The organism is Flavobacterium sp. FG139 (assembly GCF_057809695.1).
On sequence record NZ_JBMDKL010000006.1, the window covers coordinates 148,361 to 169,802 of the forward strand.

At 34.8% G+C, this 21,442-nt stretch carries 18 protein-coding genes; 8 read left to right on the top strand and 10 right to left on the bottom strand.

Features of this window, described 5'->3' with window-relative positions:
- Nucleotides 1-3 precede the first annotated feature (3 nt).
- The 3 genes from porG to ACODSI_RS07030 all read right to left on the bottom strand — a co-directional run bounded on the left by porG (nt 4) and on the right by ACODSI_RS07030 (nt 2,493).
- A complete protein-coding gene (gene porG, locus ACODSI_RS07020; RefSeq protein ID WP_488916124.1) occupies nt 4-684 on the bottom strand; it encodes a type IX secretion system protein PorG in 681 nt (226 codons plus the stop codon).
- 166 nt (nt 685-850) lie between these two features.
- Nucleotides 851-1,735 carry an NAD kinase gene (locus tag ACODSI_RS07025; protein ID WP_488916125.1) on the bottom strand — a complete coding sequence of 295 codons (885 nt, stop codon included), beginning with the start codon at nt 1,733-1,735 and terminating at the stop codon, nt 851-853.
- Between the two features lie 98 nt (nt 1,736-1,833).
- A complete protein-coding gene (locus tag ACODSI_RS07030; RefSeq protein ID WP_488916126.1) occupies nt 1,834-2,493 on the bottom strand; it encodes a CBS domain-containing protein in 660 nt (219 codons plus the stop codon).
- A gap of 113 nt (nt 2,494-2,606) precedes the next feature.
- On the opposite strand from ACODSI_RS07030, the gene ACODSI_RS07035 reads away from it, so the two are divergent.
- The 6 genes from ACODSI_RS07035 (at nt 2,607) to clpX (ending at nt 8,222) form a co-directional block, all read left to right on the top strand.
- A complete protein-coding gene (locus ACODSI_RS07035; RefSeq protein ID WP_488916127.1) occupies nt 2,607-3,320 on the top strand; it encodes a pyridoxine 5'-phosphate synthase in 714 nt (237 codons plus the stop codon).
- A 1-nt stretch (nt 3,321) separates the two neighbouring features.
- Entirely contained in the window at nt 3,322-4,083 is a 762-nt protein-coding gene (locus tag ACODSI_RS07040) for an alpha/beta fold hydrolase (protein WP_488916128.1), read from the top strand.
- A 27-nt stretch (nt 4,084-4,110) separates the two neighbouring features.
- Nucleotides 4,111-4,458 carry a phage holin family protein gene (locus ACODSI_RS07045; RefSeq protein WP_488916129.1) on the top strand — a complete coding sequence of 116 codons (348 nt, stop codon included), beginning with the start codon at nt 4,111-4,113 and terminating at the stop codon, nt 4,456-4,458.
- Between the two features lie 78 nt (nt 4,459-4,536).
- Nucleotides 4,537-5,865: a trigger factor gene (gene tig / locus ACODSI_RS07050; protein ID WP_488916130.1), complete on the top strand. Its 1,329-nt coding sequence runs from the start codon at nt 4,537-4,539 to the stop codon at nt 5,863-5,865.
- 351 nt (nt 5,866-6,216) lie between these two features.
- Entirely contained in the window at nt 6,217-6,903 is a 687-nt protein-coding gene (clpP, locus tag ACODSI_RS07055) for an ATP-dependent Clp endopeptidase proteolytic subunit ClpP (RefSeq protein WP_488916131.1), read from the top strand.
- Nucleotides 6,904-6,989: 86 nt separating this feature from the next.
- Nucleotides 6,990-8,222: an ATP-dependent Clp protease ATP-binding subunit ClpX gene (clpX, locus tag ACODSI_RS07060; protein WP_488916132.1), complete on the top strand. Its 1,233-nt coding sequence runs from the start codon at nt 6,990-6,992 to the stop codon at nt 8,220-8,222.
- Between the two features lie 65 nt (nt 8,223-8,287).
- Here clpX and ACODSI_RS07065 read toward each other — a convergent pair whose 3' ends face one another.
- The 3 genes from ACODSI_RS07065 to ACODSI_RS07075 all read right to left on the bottom strand — a co-directional run bounded on the left by ACODSI_RS07065 (nt 8,288) and on the right by ACODSI_RS07075 (nt 12,276).
- Nucleotides 8,288-10,477, bottom strand: a complete 2,190-nt coding sequence (locus ACODSI_RS07065; protein WP_488916133.1) for a TonB-dependent receptor domain-containing protein — start codon at nt 10,475-10,477, stop codon at nt 8,288-8,290.
- 122 nt (nt 10,478-10,599) lie between these two features.
- A complete protein-coding gene (locus ACODSI_RS07070; protein WP_488916134.1) occupies nt 10,600-10,740 on the bottom strand; it encodes a hypothetical protein in 141 nt (46 codons plus the stop codon).
- Nucleotides 10,741-10,743: 3 nt separating this feature from the next.
- Nucleotides 10,744-12,276 carry a GH3 auxin-responsive promoter family protein gene (locus tag ACODSI_RS07075; protein WP_488916135.1) on the bottom strand — a complete coding sequence of 511 codons (1,533 nt, stop codon included), beginning with the start codon at nt 12,274-12,276 and terminating at the stop codon, nt 10,744-10,746.
- A 92-nt stretch (nt 12,277-12,368) separates the two neighbouring features.
- Here ACODSI_RS07075 and ACODSI_RS07080 point away from each other — a divergent pair, with 92 nt between their 5' ends.
- Nucleotides 12,369-13,163 (top strand): DUF2797 domain-containing protein, encoded by a 795-nt coding sequence (locus ACODSI_RS07080; RefSeq protein WP_488916136.1) that lies wholly within the window; start codon nt 12,369-12,371, stop codon nt 13,161-13,163.
- Between the two features lie 38 nt (nt 13,164-13,201).
- Here the strand turns inward: ACODSI_RS07080 and ACODSI_RS07085 are convergent, their stop codons facing one another.
- From ACODSI_RS07085 to sppA, 3 genes are all read right to left on the bottom strand, one after another.
- Complete coding sequence (locus ACODSI_RS07085; protein WP_488916137.1) at nt 13,202-13,507, bottom strand: GIY-YIG nuclease family protein; 306 nt, start codon at nt 13,505-13,507, stop codon at nt 13,202-13,204.
- A gap of 44 nt (nt 13,508-13,551) precedes the next feature.
- Nucleotides 13,552-16,116 (bottom strand): AsmA family protein, encoded by a 2,565-nt coding sequence (locus tag ACODSI_RS07090; protein ID WP_488916138.1) that lies wholly within the window; start codon nt 16,114-16,116, stop codon nt 13,552-13,554.
- Between the two features lie 197 nt (nt 16,117-16,313).
- On the bottom strand, nt 16,314-18,077 hold the full coding sequence (gene sppA / locus ACODSI_RS07095; RefSeq protein ID WP_488916139.1) for a signal peptide peptidase SppA: 1,764 nt from the start codon (nt 18,075-18,077) through the stop codon (nt 16,314-16,316).
- A 139-nt stretch (nt 18,078-18,216) separates the two neighbouring features.
- Between sppA and folK the strand changes: the two genes are divergently transcribed.
- Complete coding sequence (gene folK, locus ACODSI_RS07100; RefSeq protein WP_488916140.1) at nt 18,217-19,350, top strand: 2-amino-4-hydroxy-6-hydroxymethyldihydropteridine diphosphokinase; 1,134 nt, start codon at nt 18,217-18,219, stop codon at nt 19,348-19,350.
- Here folK and ACODSI_RS07105 read toward each other — a convergent pair.
- Nucleotides 19,347-21,428, bottom strand: coding sequence for a T9SS type B sorting domain-containing protein (locus ACODSI_RS07105; RefSeq protein ID WP_488916141.1), 2,082 nt, complete (start codon nt 21,426-21,428; stop codon nt 19,347-19,349). The genes folK and ACODSI_RS07105 overlap by 4 nt on opposite strands.
- Between the last annotated feature and the right edge of the window lie 14 nt (nt 21,429-21,442).

The following is a 21,442-nucleotide window of genomic DNA, read 5'->3' on the forward strand; positions in this document are numbered from 1 at the left end:
TTTTTAATCTGCGCAATAACATGGTTTTTCTCCAAAAGTGTAGGTTAGTGTAAATCCACTAAATACATACCAGTCTTTGCTGTTTATATTTCCAAATTTAAGTGGCTCTAAATTTGCATTTTTAGGCAAACTTCCATCTAAATTATCGGTCATTGTGTATCGTGTTCCCACTTCAAAACCCAATATCCACTCTTTAGTAATATTAGTTTTAATGCCCACAGTCATTGGAATTGCGAAAGTACCATGATTGATGTCTTTCTTGGTTTCGCCATTTAATACATACAATTCATCATAGTTGGTGTAACACAAACCAGTATATACATATGGCGTTACTTTTGTTCCAAATTCATGCAAGTTGAAATCAAAAAAATTGAATTCTAAACCTGCCGAAATTTCTTTTATATTATTCTCAAAATTATAGCCTCTTTTATACCTTCCCGATACTTTAGAATCCAAATCATTTGCTGTAATTTTAGATTGCGTATAGGAGATTCTCCAGGCATGTCTCGGACTTTTATTCCACTTATACAAAAACCCAAAAGCGAGCTCGTTAGGATTTACATAATTTGTTTTTCCTACATCTCCAATATAATTGCTACCACCAAGAAAAACTCCAACTTCGTGAATCTGAGCGTTTAATTTTGTTAATCCTAATATAAAAATAAATAAAAATATTTTTTTCATTAATTGAAAAATAGCGTGCAAATATAACAATTATAGCTACTAATAAAACATGATATTAGTATTTATAATAAATTAAAATTGACACAATTAAAGTTTAAAATAAATTCCATTTAAAATGGACTGCTATTTAACGAAAAAAAGAAGAATGTAGTATCGAAAGAAGATGTTAATTTCTTTTGTCTTCACCCCAAAGTAGCTTGTTGCGTAAGGTTTTTAGAAAGGTTTCATTCGGAATTTCAACCATCTTAATTTTAAAAGGCGTTTTTTTGATGGTTAAAACCGAATTGTTGTTGAGGGTTGCAATTCTAGAATCTAATGATACTAAATATTGCTCTTCTCTACCTGAAACTTTTAGTTTGATTTCGGTATCATCTGGAATTACTAACGGACGTGCATTTAAATTGTGAGGTGCTATTGGTGTAATTACTAATCCTTTGACTTCTGGTGTCAAAACGGGTCCGCCACAGCTTAAAGAATAACCTGTTGACCCAGTTGGTGTTGAAATAATCAAGCCGTCTGCCCAATACGAATTTAAATGCTCATCGTTTAAAGAAGTGTCAATGGTAATCATCGAAGTGGTGTCTTTTCTACTAACGGTTACTTCGTTCATGGCAAAATTCAACTCGTTGATTTGTTCGTTTTCTGGTGAACATTCTAAACTTAATAGTGTTCTTTCGGAAATGGTATATTTTTTTTCTAAAACTATTTGCAAAAACTGCTCAATATCTTCTTTCTGAACTTTGGCCAAAAACCCCAATCTACCTGCATTGATTCCTAATATCGGAATGCATGAATCGCGAACAAAAGTAGCTGCTCTCAAAATGGTTCCGTCACCACCAATACTCACCAAAATATCAAAACTCGAATCCAAACACTTATAATTATTAAAGGTTTTGTATTCTTTTTTTAGGATTTCTTGCTCGTATAATATTTTTAGAAAATTTTCTTCAATCACTAGTTCGACCTTGTTATTATTGAAAAATAAAAAGATGTCTCTGATAATAGGTCGTGTGTCGTTTTGATAATATTGTCCGAAAATGGCAACTTTCATATATGTAAAGTGTTTATTTGTCAGTGGTCATATATGGTATCGCCTTTTTACTATTGATATTTTTTTACAAAAACAAATTATTTGTGGCGATTTCATTTCTAAATGTTTAAATATTTATCCAAATAATCAGAACGTTCTTTCAAACTATTTAAATAATTGTCTTCGTTGTGCTCTGAAATTATTTCGTAATTGTATCTTCTAAAAGTTTGAATAATATCGTTCATGCTTCCCAATGCTATTTTTACCGTAATTTCTACACTTTCGGTGTCGGCGTCTGAAACAAATAATCCCAAAAGTTTTCCGTTATTGCTCTCTACAATTTGGGTGATCTGGCTCATAGAATAGTCCAAGATGCTTTTTTTTATCACAATAATGCCACCTTGTTCTTTTAAAAACGGAGTTTCGTGGAAAAATTTCACAATATCTTCCAATTCATAATAGCCTAAATAGGCATTTGCCTCATCTAAAACCGGAACTACATTGGTATGATTTTTAGCAAAAACTTCCAAAACATCCAACCAAATCATATTTTTTCTAGCAAAAAAACCTTCCAAGGCATACCTGTAATCGGAAACTTTTTTATCCGTATCAAAAGTCTCCACATCATCAGTGGCGATACTTCCTAGGTAAATGCCTTCGTTTACAACTGGAAAATGTGAGAACGGAACATCGATAAAAAAATCTTGAACATCAGTAATAGTTTCCTGGCTATCAATGGCTTTGTAATCGTTTGTTATGTATTCGTTGATTTCGGTCATGGTACTTATTCAATATTTGTTGCAAAATAATCAAATTTTAGGACATAAATCCTTATTTTAACTTTGTATTTTTGTAATCAGAATTTCAAAATCGAAATTATTTCAGTAGAATCATGACAAAATTAAGTGTAAATATCAATAAAATTGCCACGTTGCGTAATGCTCGTGGTGGAAATGTGCCCGATTTAGTGCAAGTTGCGAAAGATATTCAGAAATTCGGAGCGCAAGGAATCACCATTCATCCGCGTCCAGACGAGCGTCATATTCGCTATCAAGACGCGCGTGATTTAAAACCAATAGTGTACACCGAGTATAATATTGAAGGAAATCCACAACACAATTTTATCGATTTAGTGTTAGAATGTCAACCCACACAAGTGACTTTAGTGCCTGATGCCATTGGTGCCATCACATCATCTGCTGGTTGGGATACTGTCAAACATCAATCGTATTTAACCGAAGTGATTCAGGAATTTCAACGAAACGGCATCAGAACTTCTATTTTTGTCGACCCAATTTTGAAAATGGTTGAAGGTGCAAAAAAAACAGGAACAGATCGAATCGAATTGTATACCGAAGAATTTGCACACCAATATGGTTTAGGCAATCACAACGGAATACATCCTTATACACAAGCATCCATTTTGGCCAATGAATTAGAATTAGGCATCAATGCCGGACACGATTTGAGTTTGGATAACATCAAATTCTTTAAAGAAAATATTCCAGGTTTGTTAGAGGTTTCAATCGGTCATGCGTTAATCTCGGAAGCCTTATATCTTGGATTAGACAATGTGGTGAATATGTATTTGCAAAAATTAAAATAACATGTTGTATTCAAGAATAGAAGGTTCAGGAAAACCATTGTTAATCATTCACGGATTTTTAGGAATGTCTGACAATTGGAAGTCGTTTGCAGCGCTTTATGCCGACGAAGGGTTTCAAGTGCATTTACTCGATTTAAGAAATCACGGAAAAAGTTTTCATTCAGAGGTTTTTAATTACGATGTGATGTCGCAAGATGTTTTAAACTATTGTCAAGAACATCAATTGCAACAGGTTTCTATCATCGGACATTCGATGGGCGGAAAAGTAGCCATGCTTTTTGCAACAACTTATCCCGAAAGAGTTGATAAATTGATTGTTGCCGATATCGGGCCGAAATATTACGCACCGCATCATCAAGATATTTTAGCCGGATTGAATGCAGTAGATTTTGCTTCAAAACCCGACAGATCGGCAGTAGAAGAGACACTTTATCCGTTCATTCCCGATTTTGGAACCCGACAATTTTTAATGAAAAATGTATATTGGAAGGAACCTGGACAACTGGATTTCCGATTCAATTTACCCGTTTTTAATGCCAATATTGAGGTAATTGGAACCGCTTTACCTCAAGAAGCTGTTTTTGAAAAACCAACCTTATTCATTCGTGGCGGTAATTCTAAATACATTTTAGATGCCGATTTACCCGAAATCAAAAAGCATTTTCCGAATATTGAATTGGCTACAATTCCTAACGTTGGACATTGGCTTCATGCCGAAAACCCAAAGTTATTTTTTGAGGAAACGGCACGTTTTTTGAAATAATTCCGTAATTTTAAATAAAATAAAAATATGAAATTACTCCTAAGAATACTTATCACGTCGGCACTCGTTATGGCTATTTCGTATCTGATGAAAGGTGTGGTTGTAGATCATTTTACAACAGCGCTTAAAGTAGCCATCGTTCTGGGCTTATTGAATTTTTTCGTCAAACCAGTTTTAGTGTTGTTTACATTGCCTGTAACCGTGTTTACTCTCGGATTGTTTTTGCTAGTCATCAACGCTTTAATCATACTCATGTGCGACCATTTTGTAGATGGTTTTGATGTAAACGGATTTTGGACGGCCTTGTTTTTTAGCATCATATTATCGCTTTCACAATCATTGGTTTATCAACTTTCTGGAGAAGGCAAACAATAGTTTAAAAATCAACAAAATAAAATTGCTTGGGTTGTAGAAATGTTATAATTTTGCAACCCAATTTTAGTATATAAAAAAATGAATATTACAAGAAATAATGTAGATGCATTAAACGCTGTAGTAACGGTAGAAGTTTCTAAAGCAGATTATGCTCCAAAAGTTGAAAAAACATTAGCAGATTATCGTAAAAACGCTGCCATTCCTGGTTTTAGAAAAGGTGCCGTTCCGATGAGTTTGATTCAAAAACAATACGGTAAAGCAGTATTGTTAGAAGAAGTAAACAAAGTGTTACAAGAAAATTTAAACCGATATTTACAAGAAGAAAAATTAGATATTCTTGGAAATCCTCTTCCAAAAGTTACCGAAGATTTCAATTGGGATGCAGAAGATTTTAAATTTGATTTCGAATTGGGCTTTGCGCCAACGTTCACCGTTGATTTAGCCGCTAAAAACAACTTGATTCAATACAAAATCATCGCTGATGACACGATGTTGAACGCTCAAGTTGCGCGCATCCAAAAACAATACGGAAAAGTAATTTCTCAAACGGTTGTAGCCGAAGGAAATGATGTTTCGGGTATTTTTTCAAACGAAGAAAAAGGAATCAACAACAGAACTACTTTAGACATGGAATTGTTTGCCGATGCTAAAACAGCAAAAACATTCATTGGTAAAAAAGTGGGTGATGTAGTGACTTTAAAAACCAAAGGTTTATTCAACGACGATCATAAATTAATGGATGTTTTGGCTATTGGTCATGATGATGTTCATGGTTTAGACATTGAGGTAAACTTCACTATTGACGAAGTAGTAGGTTACGAGCCAGCGACTTTAGATCAAGAATTGTTCGACAAATTATTCGGACCAAAAGTAGTAACTTCTGTAGATGAGTTGAAGGCGAAAATCAAAGAAGATGCCGAGCAACAATTCGAACAACAATCAAATCAAAAATTCTTAAACGACGTTACCGAGTTTTTAATTGCCAATACAAAATTCGATTTACCTTCTGAATTCCTTAAAAAATGGATTCAAACGGCTGGTGAAAATCCATTAACTGCCGAACAAGCTGAAGAAGAATACACTAAGTCAGAAAACGGCCTACGTTACCAATTGATTGAAGGCAGAGTTATGGCAGACAACAATCTTCAAATCACTTTTGAAGAATTGAAAGATTTTACATCGGGTTTAATCAAAAAACAAATGGCACAATTCGGTCAAATGAACCCAACCGATGAAGATATTCAAGGAATTGTAGCACGCGTGATGAGCAATCAAGACGAAGTGAAACGCCTTTCGGAACAAGTAATGAGCGAAAAAATGCTAAACTTGTTCAAAGAGAAAGTGAAAGCAAAAACCAAAGAAGTAACTTATGAAGACTTCATCAAAGCCATGTACGGTGAAGCATAATTAAAAAATTAGTATATTTGAGCGTCAAAGTCATCCGATTTTGGCGCTTTTTTATTGGAAGCTATTCCCGCTGTCCGTTACAAACGAAGTTCACTGAACTCCGATGAAAATGGACACAATGTGAAGTAATCTTTTTATTGCTTATTACCCTGAGCCCAGTCAAAGGGGTAATTCGTAAAGCAATAAAAAGGATTTTCACTACTATCGGGGCTAGGGCATCAGTACTAAACAACTATTTTGGTTAATAAACTCATAAATATCAATACGACAGTTTGTCACCTAAAATAAAAGGTACGACCTTTGCTTTACTGAAAAAGAAATTAATAACATTCAACGTATAATAACATTAAAATGAACTACGGAAAAGACCCAAGAGCTGCGCTCGATATGGCGAAGCAATTTAAAAAATTCGCTACCAAACATCACGGAGTGAATAGCATGTACTACGACAAGATTGTAGCGAGCATGACACCTTATATTATTGAAGAACGCCAATTGAATATTTCACAACTTGACGTTTTCTCTCGTTTGATGATGGATAGAATCATTTTTCTAGGAACTGGAGTTGATGATCACGTGGCAAACATCATTCAAGCACAATTGTTGTTTTTAGAATCTGTTGATGCTTCCAAAGACATTCAAATCTACATTAACTCTCCAGGTGGAAGTGTCTATGCAGGTTTAGGAATTTACGATACCATGCAATATATCAAACCCGATGTAGCCACAATTTGTACCGGTATGGCGGCTTCAATGGGTGCTGTATTGCTTTGTGCTGGTGCCGCTGGAAAACGTTCGGCATTACCGCATTCAAGAGTGATGATTCACCAACCTTCTGGAGGCGCACAAGGCGTTGCAACCGATATGGAAATCAACTTGAAAGAAATGTTGAAATTGAAAGATGAATTGTACCAAATCATTTCACATCATTCAGGGCAAACCATTGAAAAAGTATACCAAGATTCAGAACGCGATTATTGGATGATTGCCGATGAAGCCAAAGAATATGGAATGATTGATGAAGTGTTAAGAAGATAAATAAAGCAACTGAGTTTCTAAGTTACTAAGTTTCTGAGAGAAATCTCAGTATCTCAGCATCTCAGAAACTTAGAAACTAAAATAAAATGGCAAAAGAAAAATTAGAATGTTCCTTCTGCGGAAGAAAAAAACCGGAAACCAATTTGTTGATTGCTGGAATTGACGCACACATTTGCGACCGCTGTATTGAACAAGCACACGGAATAATTGTAGAGGAATTGAAGTCGAATTCGGGTGCTAAAATGACAACCGATTTGATTTTGCGTAAGCCTAAAGAAATCAGAGCATTTCTAGACGAATACGTAATTGGTCAAGATCAAACCAAAAAAGTAATGTCGGTTGCCGTGTACAATCACTACAAACGTTTGATGCAACAGCAACACCACGAAGAGGTTGAAATTGAAAAATCAAACATCATTATGGTGGGACAAACCGGAACTGGAAAAACTTTGGTAGCTAAAACCATCGCTCGAATGTTAGATGTTCCTTTAGCAATTGTGGATGCAACGGTATTAACTGAGGCAGGTTATGTAGGAGAAGACGTAGAAAGTATCTTGACACGTTTGCTACAAGCTGCCGATTATGATGTGACCAAAGCCGAACGCGGTATCGTATTTATTGATGAGATTGATAAAATTGCTCGTAAAAGTGATAATCCATCCATCACGCGTGATGTTTCGGGTGAAGGTGTGCAACAAGCGTTACTTAAATTATTGGAAGGAACGGTTGTCAACGTTCCGCCAAAAGGTGGTCGAAAACATCCCGACCAAAAGTTTGTTGAGGTCAACACACAAAATATTCTATTCATTGCTGGTGGTGCCTTCGACGGAATTGAACGCATTATTTCTAAGCGCTTGAACAGAACGGCAGTTGGATATTCAACTTCTAAAAATGCTGACAACATTGACAAAGAAAATTTATTGCAATATATTATTCCGAAAGACATTAAAGATTTTGGATTGATTCCTGAAATTATTGGTCGTTTGCCAGTGTTAACGCATATGGATCCGTTGGATAAAGAAACCTTGCGTTCTATTTTAACCGAACCTAAAAATGCCTTAATCAAGCAATACGAAAAGTTATTTGCTATGGATGAAGTGAAATTTACGGTAACCAATGAAGCGTTAGATTATATTGTGGACAAAGCTTTAGAATATAAATTAGGTGCTCGTGGTTTGCGTTCGTTGTGTGAAGCCATCTTAACCGATGCCATGTATGAATTGCCAAGTTCAGACGAGAAGGTTCTGGAAATCGACAAAGAATATGCAGAACATACCTTGAATAAAAATTTATTGAAGCGACTCGAAATTGCTTCGTAAATAAAAAAGTAAAACCCGAATTTGAAATTTCAGATTCGGGTTTTTTTAGGACTATTAAGTGTGATTTATTTCACCAAACCGCCACCACCTTGTTTTTTCTCAGTTTCAATATCGGTGTTTTCTTTTTGTAATTTTAAGTTTCCAAAGTTATAGGTTAACGAAATTCTAAACGTTCTTGAATCTTGTTTTTGTCTGAAATTGGTTTCCAAGTTTTGTCCTGCGATTAAGGCATTCACTTCATTTGAATTGAACACATCAAAACAATGCAATCCGATTTTCAATTTTTTATCCATAAAATCTTTGTTAAACGAAATATCAAACTGCTGAATCGGTTTGGTTATTTTGTATATCTGCCAATTTCCAGAAGGTAAAATAAAATAGGTCATCGAGTTTTTAATGCCCCAAGGCAATATAAATTGAGCTTGTGCCGCATAATTCCATATGGCTTTGTTGCTGTAAGGAAACGTATATCCTTTTATGTCCGATTTAATATAATTGATGTTGAAGAATATGTAATTCATCTTGTCCATATCAGCCATTCTTTTTTGGAATTCCTCTTTACCTTTTAAGAAATAATCCAACGGAATAGGGAAGTTGGCATACGCACTAAACGTATTAAAATGCTCAAATTGCTGAAACGTTTGATTGCTCACTGGTGTTGTTGCATTCGGATCGGCACTAAAAACAAATAAATTGTTATCTTTTGATGCCGTATAATTCATTCCTACTTGAACAAACTGAAAAGCCGAAATCTTAAATTCATAATTGTCTAAAAAAGTCGGATTTAAAAACAAATTCCCTTGCGAAGTGTTGTATTGATCAAAACTCGAACTATTATTTGGATCTAAATTGTTGTAGTTCGGTTGGTTGATTTTCTTTGAATAGGATGCCGAAACATTCACATTATCGTTTACTTCATAAATGGCACTCAAATTCGGAAAGAAATTGTTGTTCTTGAATTTGATTTTGTCCGCTAATGTATTGGTGATACGCTCAACGTTGAAGTTCTCAAATCGCAATCCAGCCGTAAAACTGAATTTTTTGATTTTCTTTCGTGCTTCAGCATAAAATGCTAAATTATCTTCTTTGTAATCAAAAGTGATGTTGTTCGGAATAGCTGAATTTAAAAAATAACTACCATTGTCTTTAACCTGTAATCCATTGAATTTTCCACCCGTACTGATTGAAAATTTTTGTTTTTCAAACGGAAACGTAAAGTCGTATTTCAAATAGTAATTGTCTAATTTAAAATCGATATTTCCGTTGTTGAACGAATTAGTAGTACTCAAATTTTCAACAGCATTCGAATTGGTAATGGGTTTTTTATCATAATGATTTCCAAAAGCCGTAATGTCAAACGTACTTCCAATAGTGTCTAATTTGGCTTTGTATTGCAAACTAACTTCGTGATTGTTGTTCTTGTTTTTGGTTACTCCTTTGTTGAAATAATCAATATTGTCACCGGTTGTGGTTGCATCAAAAACACCTCTATCGTTCGAAAATGTTCCGTTGTAATTGAATAACAAATTAGACATTTTAGTCAATTTGTAGTTGATTCCGCCTCTAAAATATAGGTTTCTGTTGGTATTAAACGTAAAGTTTTCTTGGTTCAACACTTTTACCGGATTGAATGCTGTAAACGTTTGGCTGTTAGTGGTTCGTGATTCACTATCAATATAATTATAGCCTAACATGGTTTGCCAACTTAAGTTTTTCTCTTTACCATTTAACAATATCTGCGGACTTGGTTTTTGGTATTTGTTAAAATTATAATTGATGTTGAAACTGGCGTTGATGCCTTTCATTCTTTTAGAACTCGTTACAATATTGATGATAGAACCGCTTGAATTAGCATCGTAAGCTGCACCCGGATTGTAAATTAATTCTACTTTTTCGATGGCATTGGCAGGTAATGAATTCAAATAATTTTGTAAATCATTTCCCGATAAAGTACTCGGAGCGCCATCAATATAAATAGCAACGCCTTTTCCGTTCAAAGTGATACTGCCGGTTGGAGAGGTGATTACACCGGGTAGTTTTTTTACAGCTTCCAAACTCGAACCGCTGTTTAACATGGCGTTATCTTTTACAGAAACGGTTGTTTTGTCGGATTCTACTTTGATGAATTTCTTTTTGATGTTGACTTTTACTTCGTCAAGGACAGTGACTTTTTTCTTAACAGTGTCACTTTTCGTTTCTTGAGCATAGCTACTTGTTGCTGCAAGAAACAGTACAGATAAAAATAATTTTCTCATGGATTGATTGATTTTTCCGAAACCTACTTTTTGGTTGAGTTTCGGTTGATTGATGATTACCAATAAGACTTTTAGTAATCAAAAATGTTACAATCAAAAACGATTATTTTTTAAGAAAAGTTTTATGAATTTGCTTTAGAGGACTTTACGTTTTCTTTTTTAACCGTGTGTTCTACACAACGTTTACCATAACATGACATTCGTTTTGGTCCACAGGAAACGATGAATAAAGTAATCAAAACTACAGTAAATATTTTTTTCATGACTTAGTTGTTTTTTGATAGTGCGGTTTGCATTCCTTTCAATTGTTCTAAATAATCACGTTGGTTGGATAACCTTGGAATTTTGTGTTGACCACCCAATTTGTCGTTTTCTTTGAGCCAATCGTAAAATAAATTTTCTCTAGCTACATTGATTTTTAATTGATTTAACGTCATGTTGTTGTAGCGTTTGGCTTCATAATCGGAATTTACCGTTTGTAGCATTTCGTCTAAAACTTTTTGAAATAACACAATGTCTTCAGGGTGTTTTTTGAATTCAATCATCCACTCGTGAGCGCCTTTTTCTTTGCCTTTCATGAAAATTGGGGCAACCGTATAATCTTTTACTTCACAATTCAATTGGGAACACGTTTTAGCAATCGCTTGATCGGTATTTTCGACCATTAATTCTTCACCAAAAACATTAATGTGATGTTTGGTTCGTCCCGAAACTCTAATGCGGTATGGGTTTAACGAGGTAAATCGGATGGTATCGCCAATTAAATAGCGCCATAAACCCGAGTTGGTCGTGATAACAACAGCATAATTTTTGAACAATTCCACTTCCGATAATGGAATGATTTTTTGATTTGTCGTTCCAAAAGTATCCATCGGAATGAACTCGTAGAAAATTCCATAATCCAACATCAACAACAAATCGTTAGAATAATTTAAGTCTTGAATGGCAAAAAATCCTTCCGAAGCATTATAAATTTCATAGTATTTGAAATTGTCGTTGGGTAATATTTTTTGATATTGTTCGCGATAAGGCTCAAAACTCACACCGCCATGAAAATAGACTTCCAAGTTGGGCCATAGCTCAAACAAATTGGTGTGATTGGTTTCGGTTAAAATGCGATTCAACAATACCATCATCCACGATGGAACACCAGCAAAACTCGTTACGTTTTCTTTTTTAGTTTCGTTAATTATGGCCGTAAGTTTGGTTTCCCACTCACTCATCAAGGATACTTTATTGCTTGGCGTGCTACTGAATTCGGCCCACATGGGCATATTTTCAATTAAAATTGCCGATAAATCGCCAAAAGAAGTATTGTTGTTTTCGTAAATTTGGGAACTGCCGCCTAAACGCAAACTTTTCCCCAAAAACATATCCGAATTCTCATTGTTATTGAGGTACATGCACAACAAATCTTTGCTGCCTTTGTAATGGCAATCTTCTAGAGCACTTTCGCTAACAGGTATGAATTTACTTTTAGCATTCGTAGTTCCGCTTGACTTGGCAAACCATTTTATAGGTTCGTTCCAAAAAACATTTTGTTCGCCTTTTCGAGTGCGCTCAATTAAAGGCTCCAATTCTTCATAGGTTGAAACTGGAACTCTTTCGACAAAAGTGCGGTAACTTTTTATCGATTCAAACTCATATTGTCTTCCAATAACAGTCTCCTCTGCTTGACGAATCAGGTTCATCAGCAATTCTTCTTGAACTTCATGAGGGTATTTTAGAAACAACTCAATCTGATGAATGCGTTGTTTTAAAACCCAAGAAGCTATCGAATTGATTATTGGAAAAGGCATTTTTTAATTTAGAATTATGAATTACGAATTACGAATTATAACTTTACGCTAAAATAGTAAATTAATTACAAATATTCTTGAAATTATAAAATATGCAATACGAAGGCGTTCTCACCAAAATGCAAACCGAATACTTGAATCCAATTCAATATTATTTGGTTTTTGAAACTAGTTTCTTGAATTTGAATCAATTATTGAATAAAAACCTCGATATTAATTTTGTGGGTTACCAATGTTTGAATTGTGGGAAAAAGAAAAAAATCTTCCGACAAGGATTTTGTTACGATTGTTTTATGAGTAGCGCTTCGGCCGGCGATTGGATTATGAAACCCGAATTGAGCACGGCACATTTGGATATTGAAGATCGTGATCTAGAATACGAACGAAAAGTGCAATTACAACCACACGTTGTTTACTTAGCCTTGTCGAGCGAAATCAAAGTGGGTGTAACCCGAAAAACGCAAGTGCCAACGCGATGGATTGATCAAGGTGCTGTGCAAGCCATTCCGATTGTGGAGGTTCCCAATCGATATTTAGCTGGAATTACCGAAGTCGCATTAAAAGACCATTATGCCGATAAAACCAATTGGCAAAAGATGTTGAAAAATGAAGTGCCAGAAGTTGATTTGATTGCAGAACGATTGAAATTAGAACCATTGATCCCAAAAGAAGTGCAAGAATTCTTTCATCCTGAAAAAGAAGATTTGTATGATCTTCACTTTCCGGTATTAGAATATCCAAAGAAAGTTTCGAGTTTGAATTTAGACAAAGCACCTAATTATTCAGGAACACTCATAGGCATTAAAGGGCAATATTTAATCTTTGAGGATGGGACTGTTTTTAATGTGCGCACTTTTGAAGGATATGTAGTTAAAATTACATTGTAAGTTTGTCATTGCGAGGCACGAAGCAATCTCATAATCTATTAATAAGACATTATATCTTTTATTTCTTCATATAAATTGATCCAATTAGGATTCATATTTTGAATTAAAGTTACTTTTTTTGCTCTTGAACCTGCTTTTAATTGTTTTTCTCTAGCAATTGCATCACCAATCATTTGAAATTGTTCATAATAGACCAATTTGTTTAAATTGTATCGTGCTGAAAATGAATTTTCATAACGTTTTTCAATATGTTCCAAAATTCTTTTAGGAAGATTAGAAGTAACACCTACATAATAAGTATTATTATATTTATTAGTTACGATATAAACAAACCCAGGCTTCATTATATATACTTTATGAGATTGCTTCGTGTCTCGCAATGACTACATTACGGTTTTTTCTTTTTAAACAAACCATTCAGCAAATCTTTGGTTTGATTGACTACTTTTTTAGTTTTGGTAGTATCTCCCGATTTGGTGTTTTTATTAATCATGTCTTCTAACACATTTGTTCCTTTTGTCAGCGCTTTTTGTTTTTGTTGTTTGGCTAAATTAGTAACTAAACTCGTTGTGGCTGCTTTAACATCGGTAGTAACTTTGGGTTTAGAAAAACTACCAGTTAGGTTAGCGTTAATTGGAATATTATCCAATTTTGCCACATCAGAAGGTGATAATTTGGCTAACAATGTATTGGCTTCGGTTCCTAAATATTTGGCAGGAACATCTAACTTTAAATTGTAATTCATCAATTGGTCAAAACCGTGTGTTCCACCAACTGTTACTTTGATATCTTGGTATTTGATGTCAAATGGTTTTACCGTTACTTTCCCATCTTTAAAAGTTAGAGCGGCTTTGATGTCGTTCAAATTCAGCTTGTTCAAATCAATAAATTTGATATTAGAACCCAGAGCGCTTAATAAATTAGAATTGGATGGATTGACAGTGGTTGAAAGCAATTGTCCTAATAAATCACCCGAAATGGTTTTTAAATCGGGAGTCATTTCGTTAGCATTCAAATTTCCGGAAAGTTTGATGGTAGAATTCAGTTTGCCGTTGATAACACCTGCAATTGGCGCAATTTTTTTCAACATATCCAATTGGGTGAAAGTTTGGGAAATGTCTACTTTGTTCAATCCTAAATTCATGTTGAATTTTGGTGTTTTTTCTTTGGTTGAAACCATTCCGTTAAGTCCTATTGATCCTCCAAAAACATTGGTTTTTACATTTTCTAAAGTAACGGCTTGATCTTTTACAATCAATTTTCCAGAACAATCTTTCAACGTTAAATTATCGTATAACACAGTATTGGCTTTTGCTGTAAGCGAACAATTTAAGAATGCAGGAATCTTCATCGCCGTAGGAGTTGCTTTTGCATCCGCTTTAGTCGGTTCTGAAGTAGTCATAAAATCGGAAACTGCAATTTGGTTTGAATTCAAATTGAAATTTCCTTTTAATTCTTGGTTTCTAAATACAAATCCGTAGAAATTTTCTAAAGCTCCAGTCACGCTAAGATCACTTTTTCCTGTAGTAGCTTTAAATTCTTGAAGGTTAATGCGACTCGGATTGAATTGTACCACAGCTGAACTGATGTTCATGCTTTTGCCATTTTCATCCACATATTTGAAACCAGATAAACTCATGTTTCCAGCATTGTCAATGTTTTGGTACTCACTTTTTTCTACGGATGCCATGTCAAATTTGGTGGTTACATCGGCTTTTAGAATTCCAGAAAGCGGTTTGTCTAATTTAATTGGATAGGCTTTTGAAAGATTCCCAAGGTTGATGGTTCCTTTTAAAGAGGCGTCTACAAGCGCATTTGTAGCAACATTTCTAATATTTGCTTTGGCACTAAAAACATCTTGGTCAATAGCGAATGATAATTTATCTAGATTGACATAAGTATCGTTCATGATACCCGTTTCATTGATGATTTTAGTATCAATTACAATATTTTTTACTGATTTTGGCAAATCTGGATATTTAAACGAAGCATTGTTGGACGCAATAGCAATATTAAATTTAGGTACAGAAGTGTCCGATTGCAATCCTTTGGCAAAACCATTCACTGTAAAATCACCCGATGTTTGTACGTTTTCAATGCTACTTCTGTAGGCTGCTGGCATGAGTCCTAAGAAATTTTTGAACGATGAGGTTGGCGTTTTAAAGGTCAAATCGTATTGTTGTCCGGCATCTACTAACTGAATAAAGCCATCAAATTCTAGCGGCAATTCGTTGATTTTAGCTTTGTTTTGTTTGAAAGTATATTTGCTTTTGTTTAAATCGATTCCTAAAATGGCATCTAATGAAATAGCTACATTGTTCATGTAGTTCATTTTGTCCATGCTTAACGATACTTTAGCGCTAGTTTTGGTGTCTAAATCTAAAACATCATTGGTAAAATCTCCAGTGCCCGAGTGGTTAATACTGTCTAAAACCATTTTGATTTTTGAAGCTTCATCAGTGAATTTGAACTTAAAATTTTCAACATCATAGCTTTTTATTTTTAAAGCCAACGGTTTACTTTTTCCATCGTCTTTTTTGTCTTTATTCTTGATGGCAATGTCGTAATTTCCAATGCCGTCTTTATTGAAAATAATGTTGATTAACCCATTTTTAGAAGAAACACCTTCGATATTCATAGGTTCGTCGTCGCTATTAAAAAGTTCCATTACCGACATTTTTAAATTCAGTTCGTCAAAGGCCACTAACGTATCGCCTTCAAAAGGAGCTTTGTTGATGACCGACAGTTTTTCAATAGAAATTGTCGCTTTTGGAAAACTTTTAAACAAACTCAAATCGGCATCTTTAAATGCAACTTTAGCATCGACATTTTCATTGATGGATTTCGCAATTTTAGCTTTGATTTGGTCTTGAAATAAATAGGGTATTGCAAATGCTGATGCGATTAAAACCAGTAAAACGATACCTGTTATTTTTAATATTTTCTTTACCATGTTAGTTTGATTTAATGCAATTAATAGACGACTTTGTTTGCGAGAAATAGTATACAAATTTAGTTTTTTAGTTGTCTAGTAGCTTGTAAAATTTTCATAAAATATTATATAATTTTTTATACAAAACAGTTTTGAATAAAAAAATCCGCCTTATTCATTCATAAGACGGATCATAAAACAACTAACCCAATTGTTTTTTAATTTATTTTTAGTTCATACGCCATTCTTGCTTGAACGCCTTTTTGAGTGGTCATTTGTTTGATGTGTTTAAGAATGACATAATTTTGCTCGCCAATTTCTTCTTTAATAATGCTTTCTCTGCTTTGCGCTAAGCCGAATTTTGCTAAAACATCATCAAAACTTTTTTCAAATTCAGGATAATTTTGAGTTCTGTATTTTGAGGTTTTTCCCAATCGAGCCGCTTCTTTGATAGCTTCGTCCATGCCTCCAATTTTATCTACCAACCCAATTTTAAGGGCATCTTCACCGCTCCAAACACGACCTTGACCAATGGCATCTACTTGTTCAAAGGTTAATTTTCTTCCAGTGGCAACACGGTTTACAAATATTCCGTAGATTTTTTCCACACCTTCCTGTGCGAAGGCTCTGTAATTATCGTCTAAAGGTCGAAACGGACTGTATTCTGACGCATTAGTGTTGGTTTTAACTTGTTCTACATTTAAACCAATTTTTTTGGCGGCTTCCGTAAAGTTGGGTAAAATTCCAAACACACCAATAGAACCCGTGATTGTATTTGATTCTGCAAAAATTTTATCGGCATTACAAGCGATGTAATAGCCGCCAGAAGCAGCATAATCACCCATAGAAACTACCACAGGTTTTACTTTTTTAGTCAATTCAATTTCTCTCCAAATCAATTCAGAGGTTAAGGCGTTTCCACCTGGGCTGTTGATGCGAAGTACAATGGCTTTTACATTTTTGTCGTCACGAGCTTGTTTTAGTGAACGACGCATAGAGCCTTCCCCAATTACGTTTACATCACCTTCACCGCTTCCAATTTCGCCTTGAGCGTAAATAATGGCAATTTTGTCTTTAGCATCCAAATCGATGTTTGAAGTGGCTACTTTATCAGCATAATCGGCAATAGAAACCGCATCATAATCTTTATCCGCATCAATTTTTAATGCTTTGCGAATGTCATCGTGGTACACGTCTTCATAAGCAATTTTGTCAATCAATTTTTCGGCTTTTGCCATTTCAGGAGTACGAGCTAAAAGGCCATCAGCAACTTGATTTAGGTGTTCAACCGATACTTTTCTGCTTTTAGAAATATCTACTAAAACCGAATTCCAAATAGAATTTAGTAATTGAGTAGTTTGTTCTCTATTGGCATCACTCATTTTGTTTTCCAAGAATGGTTCTACTGCACTTTTGTATTTTCCGTGACGAATGACTTCCATTTTCAATCCCGATTTTTCTTCAAAATCTTTGAAAAACATAATTTCGGCAGACAGTCCTTTAAAATCCAATTCGCCAATTGGGTTGATGTAAATGGTGTTCGCTACCGAATTCAAATAGTATTCTTTTTGCGAATACACATCGGCATACGAATAAATGAATTTACCCGAATTTTTAAAATCTTCCAATTGGTCGCGAAGTGCTTTGGTTTGAGCAATTCCCAAATCGGAAGTTGCATTTAAAATAGAAATCCCTTTGATCTTATCATCTGTTTTGGCATATTCAATAGCTTTTAAAACATCGCTCAATCCGTCATGCTTCGTTTTTCCATTTAAAAATGGCATGTCATCGTATGAAGTTTTACCAGCATAATCGTTGTGTATTTTTGACAAATCCAATTCGATAATCGAATTTTTCTTAACCGTAACAGTATCTTCGCCACTGCCAAAAATAGCACTGATAATGATTATTCCGAAAAAGCTTATCATGCAAAAAATAAATAAACCAACTATTGTGGCTAATACATTTCCTAAAAATTTCATAATCTTAATTTTCTAAATTAGTATTCCAAAAGGGTAATTTGTTACAAACCATTTGGTTATTCTTTTGATAAAAAATAGTTATCAACAGAACGCACAAATATACTTCAATTCTAAAATTCTTTTAGTTATTTTGTGGCTTATGAAGATGCAACATCACGTAATACTTTCGTTAGGTAGTAATCAGGGCAACCGCCTTGAAAATATCATTAGTTGTATCGATGTGCTTCATCGTCAGGTAGGTACTATTGTTGCGGTTTCGTCATTATACGAATCGGATGCTTGGGGTTTTGATAGTGAATCTTTTTATAATTGTGCTGTTGTGATGCACACTCATAAAAAACCTCAAAAATTATTAAAAAGCCTGCAAAAAGTTGAACAAAAATTAGGAAGAATTCGAGCGGAAGGCGAAGCGTATCAACCTAGGATAATTGATGTTGACATTGTTTCGTTAGATTCTGAAATAATGGACAATGAGGTATTGCAGCTTCCACACAAACACATGCAAGATCGACTTTTTGTGTTGTTACCAATGAAGGAAATTGCTTCCGATTGGATGCATCCAGTTTTGCAAAAATCAATTGCAGAATTGATGCATTCTTGTAAGGATAAAGGCAAATGCGAAATAATATCAAAGCTAAAAGCACCTTTAGATTCAATGAAATTGGATGCTTTTAATTACATTGCTATTGAAGGAAATATTGGCGCTGGAAAAACCACTTTAGTGGGTAAAATTGCCGAAGATTTTAATGCCAAAACGGTTTTAGAGCGATTTGCAGACAATCCGTTTTTGCCTAAATTTTACAAAGATCAAAACCGATACGCTTTTCCGTTAGAGATGTCTTTTTTAGCCGATCGCTACCAGCAGATTTCTGATGATTTGGCACAATTTGATTTATTTAAAGATTTTATTGTAGCCGACTACCATATTTTTAAATCGTTGATTTTCGCCAAAGTAACCTTGGCAGAAGACGAATTTCGCTTGTACAAAACACTTTTTGACATCATTTATAAAGAAATGCCAAAACCCGATTTGTATATTTATTTGTATCAAAATACTGAGCGATTGCTTCATAACATCAAGCGAAGAGGACGAAGTTATGAGCAAGAAATTCCAGCTGAATACTTAGAAAAAATCAATAATGGGTATTTGGATTACATCAAAACACAAAAAGATTTGAATGTGTTGGTTATCGATGTTTCGGAACGTGATTTCGTCAAAAACCAAGAGGATTATACTTTTATTTTGAACGAAATTCAGAAGAAAATGAATTAACGTTTTAACGAAAAATGGCCTTTTACTTCGGGTGAATTTTCGTCAATTTTAAAAACATACCAATAATCATCAGATAGCAAATTTTTACCATTTAAGGTGCCATCCCAAGAAGTGGTATTGGAAGTTAATTTGGTGATTAATTTACCATAACGATCAAATATTTTGACTTCGGCCTTAGGGTAATTGAAAAGTCCTTTTATAGTCCAAAAATCATTTTGACCATCACCATTTGGGGTGAAATAATCTGGAATTGTGATGATTATAAATGGTTTGGTATCTATACCACAGTTGTTTTTTTCTCTAACATATGCCGTATAAAAACCACCATCAATAATAGTAAATTGGTTGGATGCTTGATAATTTATACCGTCAACAGAATATTCAAAATCGGCAGAATTGGTGGTGTTTATGGTGGCAATGGCTCCATTTATTACAACTTCTGAAATTATGGGTGCTTGATGAATAGTAATGGTAAAATTTTTAGTTTTACTACAATTTTCAGGAGCAGGTGAAGTGATAACTACAGAATAATTGCTTAATCCATTGGTAGTTATGGTTTGAGTTGTTGCTCCAGTAGACCATAGATAAGACATGCCGGGGTTTCCTGCGTTTAAAACTAAAACATCGCCATCACATATTTTATAACTTTCATCGGCGGCGATAGGTGCGGCATACACATTTATGGCAATTGGAACTCTTACCGATAAGCAGCCATTGTAATTGGCTTCGGCGTAAAAAACAGTATTTTGATGAATGTTTGGGACTACGAAATGGGTTCCTAAAAATATTTGATTGGTAGCTGTTGGACTATCGTACCATAATAATATTCCTGAAGTTGTTTGTACATCAATGACCATATAACTTTCGTCACACATATAGTAGGGAGAATTATAGGTTAACACTGGTCTTGGTGTAATATAGGCAATTACAGGTGTTCTGTAGTCGTCTGAGCAATTAGCACTGTGTGCTGCAGCATAAAATGTGGTTGTAGTGGCAATTGTTGGTGTGGTGAAATTGTTTCCAGTGGCAATTGGCGTTCCTCCAGAAGCACTAGTATACCAGTTTACAGTACCAGTATTGGAGGTGGCTTGAAGGTTTACAGTGCCAGTGCCACAAATCGTTTCGGTAGCAGTCGATGTTATAGACGGAATGGTAATGGAAGAATTAGTTGAAATACTTAGTACAGGGTCTCCTGGCATACCACCATATTCAACAATATAACCTTTCGGTTGATAATCACCACTTGGATCTCCAGTATTTGATAAATCATTCCACGAACCGCTTATTCCAACTCCTGGTGCTGTAACGTGTGTGTAATCTTCATTATTCATATTGTTGGGTTCTGCAGTATTCCAAAGGGCATAAGTGTTTGTGTAGCCTGTGAAATTTCCATTCCAAAAAACGGTTCCAGTTTCGGGCCCTGTCATCCATTTCCAAACACCTTCTGTTTGCTCGTCACTGCCACCAATCCAGCCAGCACCTGCCGCTTGAGCACCTGCTAATTGTGCTTCATCAGGAGCTGTAATTGTAGCTAAGTAGCCTTGAAGTCCGTAATACGTTGATGCTTGAGCAAAGTTTTTGGCATCCGACCACGTAACACCAAGATTTGGGATGTATTGGTAATAATGTCCATTGGAAGGTAAATAATTAGCTTGACCTATTGATATCGAAAAAGTTCTAGATCCAGATGGATTTAATGCGTTACTGGAGTACTCAACATCTTTAATAGCCGCAATTAAATCGGCATAAGTTGGTTGACTTGACACTCCTGAAAGGGTCAGTTTTCCAGTATTCATATTCCACGTACTCGTTATCGTTGGATGGGAACCTGTGAGAGTTAAGATGTCTTGTCCAAAAACATATCCAGATGAAATTTGTATGTAAACTGCAGCAACACCAGGGTCGTCGGGGTCTACAATTGTCATATTAGTAACAATTTTTATGGAGGTACCGGGACAATAGATTTGGTTTCCTGTAGCAGTAAGAATAGGAGCCACATTCGAAGATTGACCATAAACAAAAGCTTCAACTATAAAAAATAGAAGAAAAAATAGCTTGTTTAAATGATCTTTTTTCATGTGAGTTAAGGAAT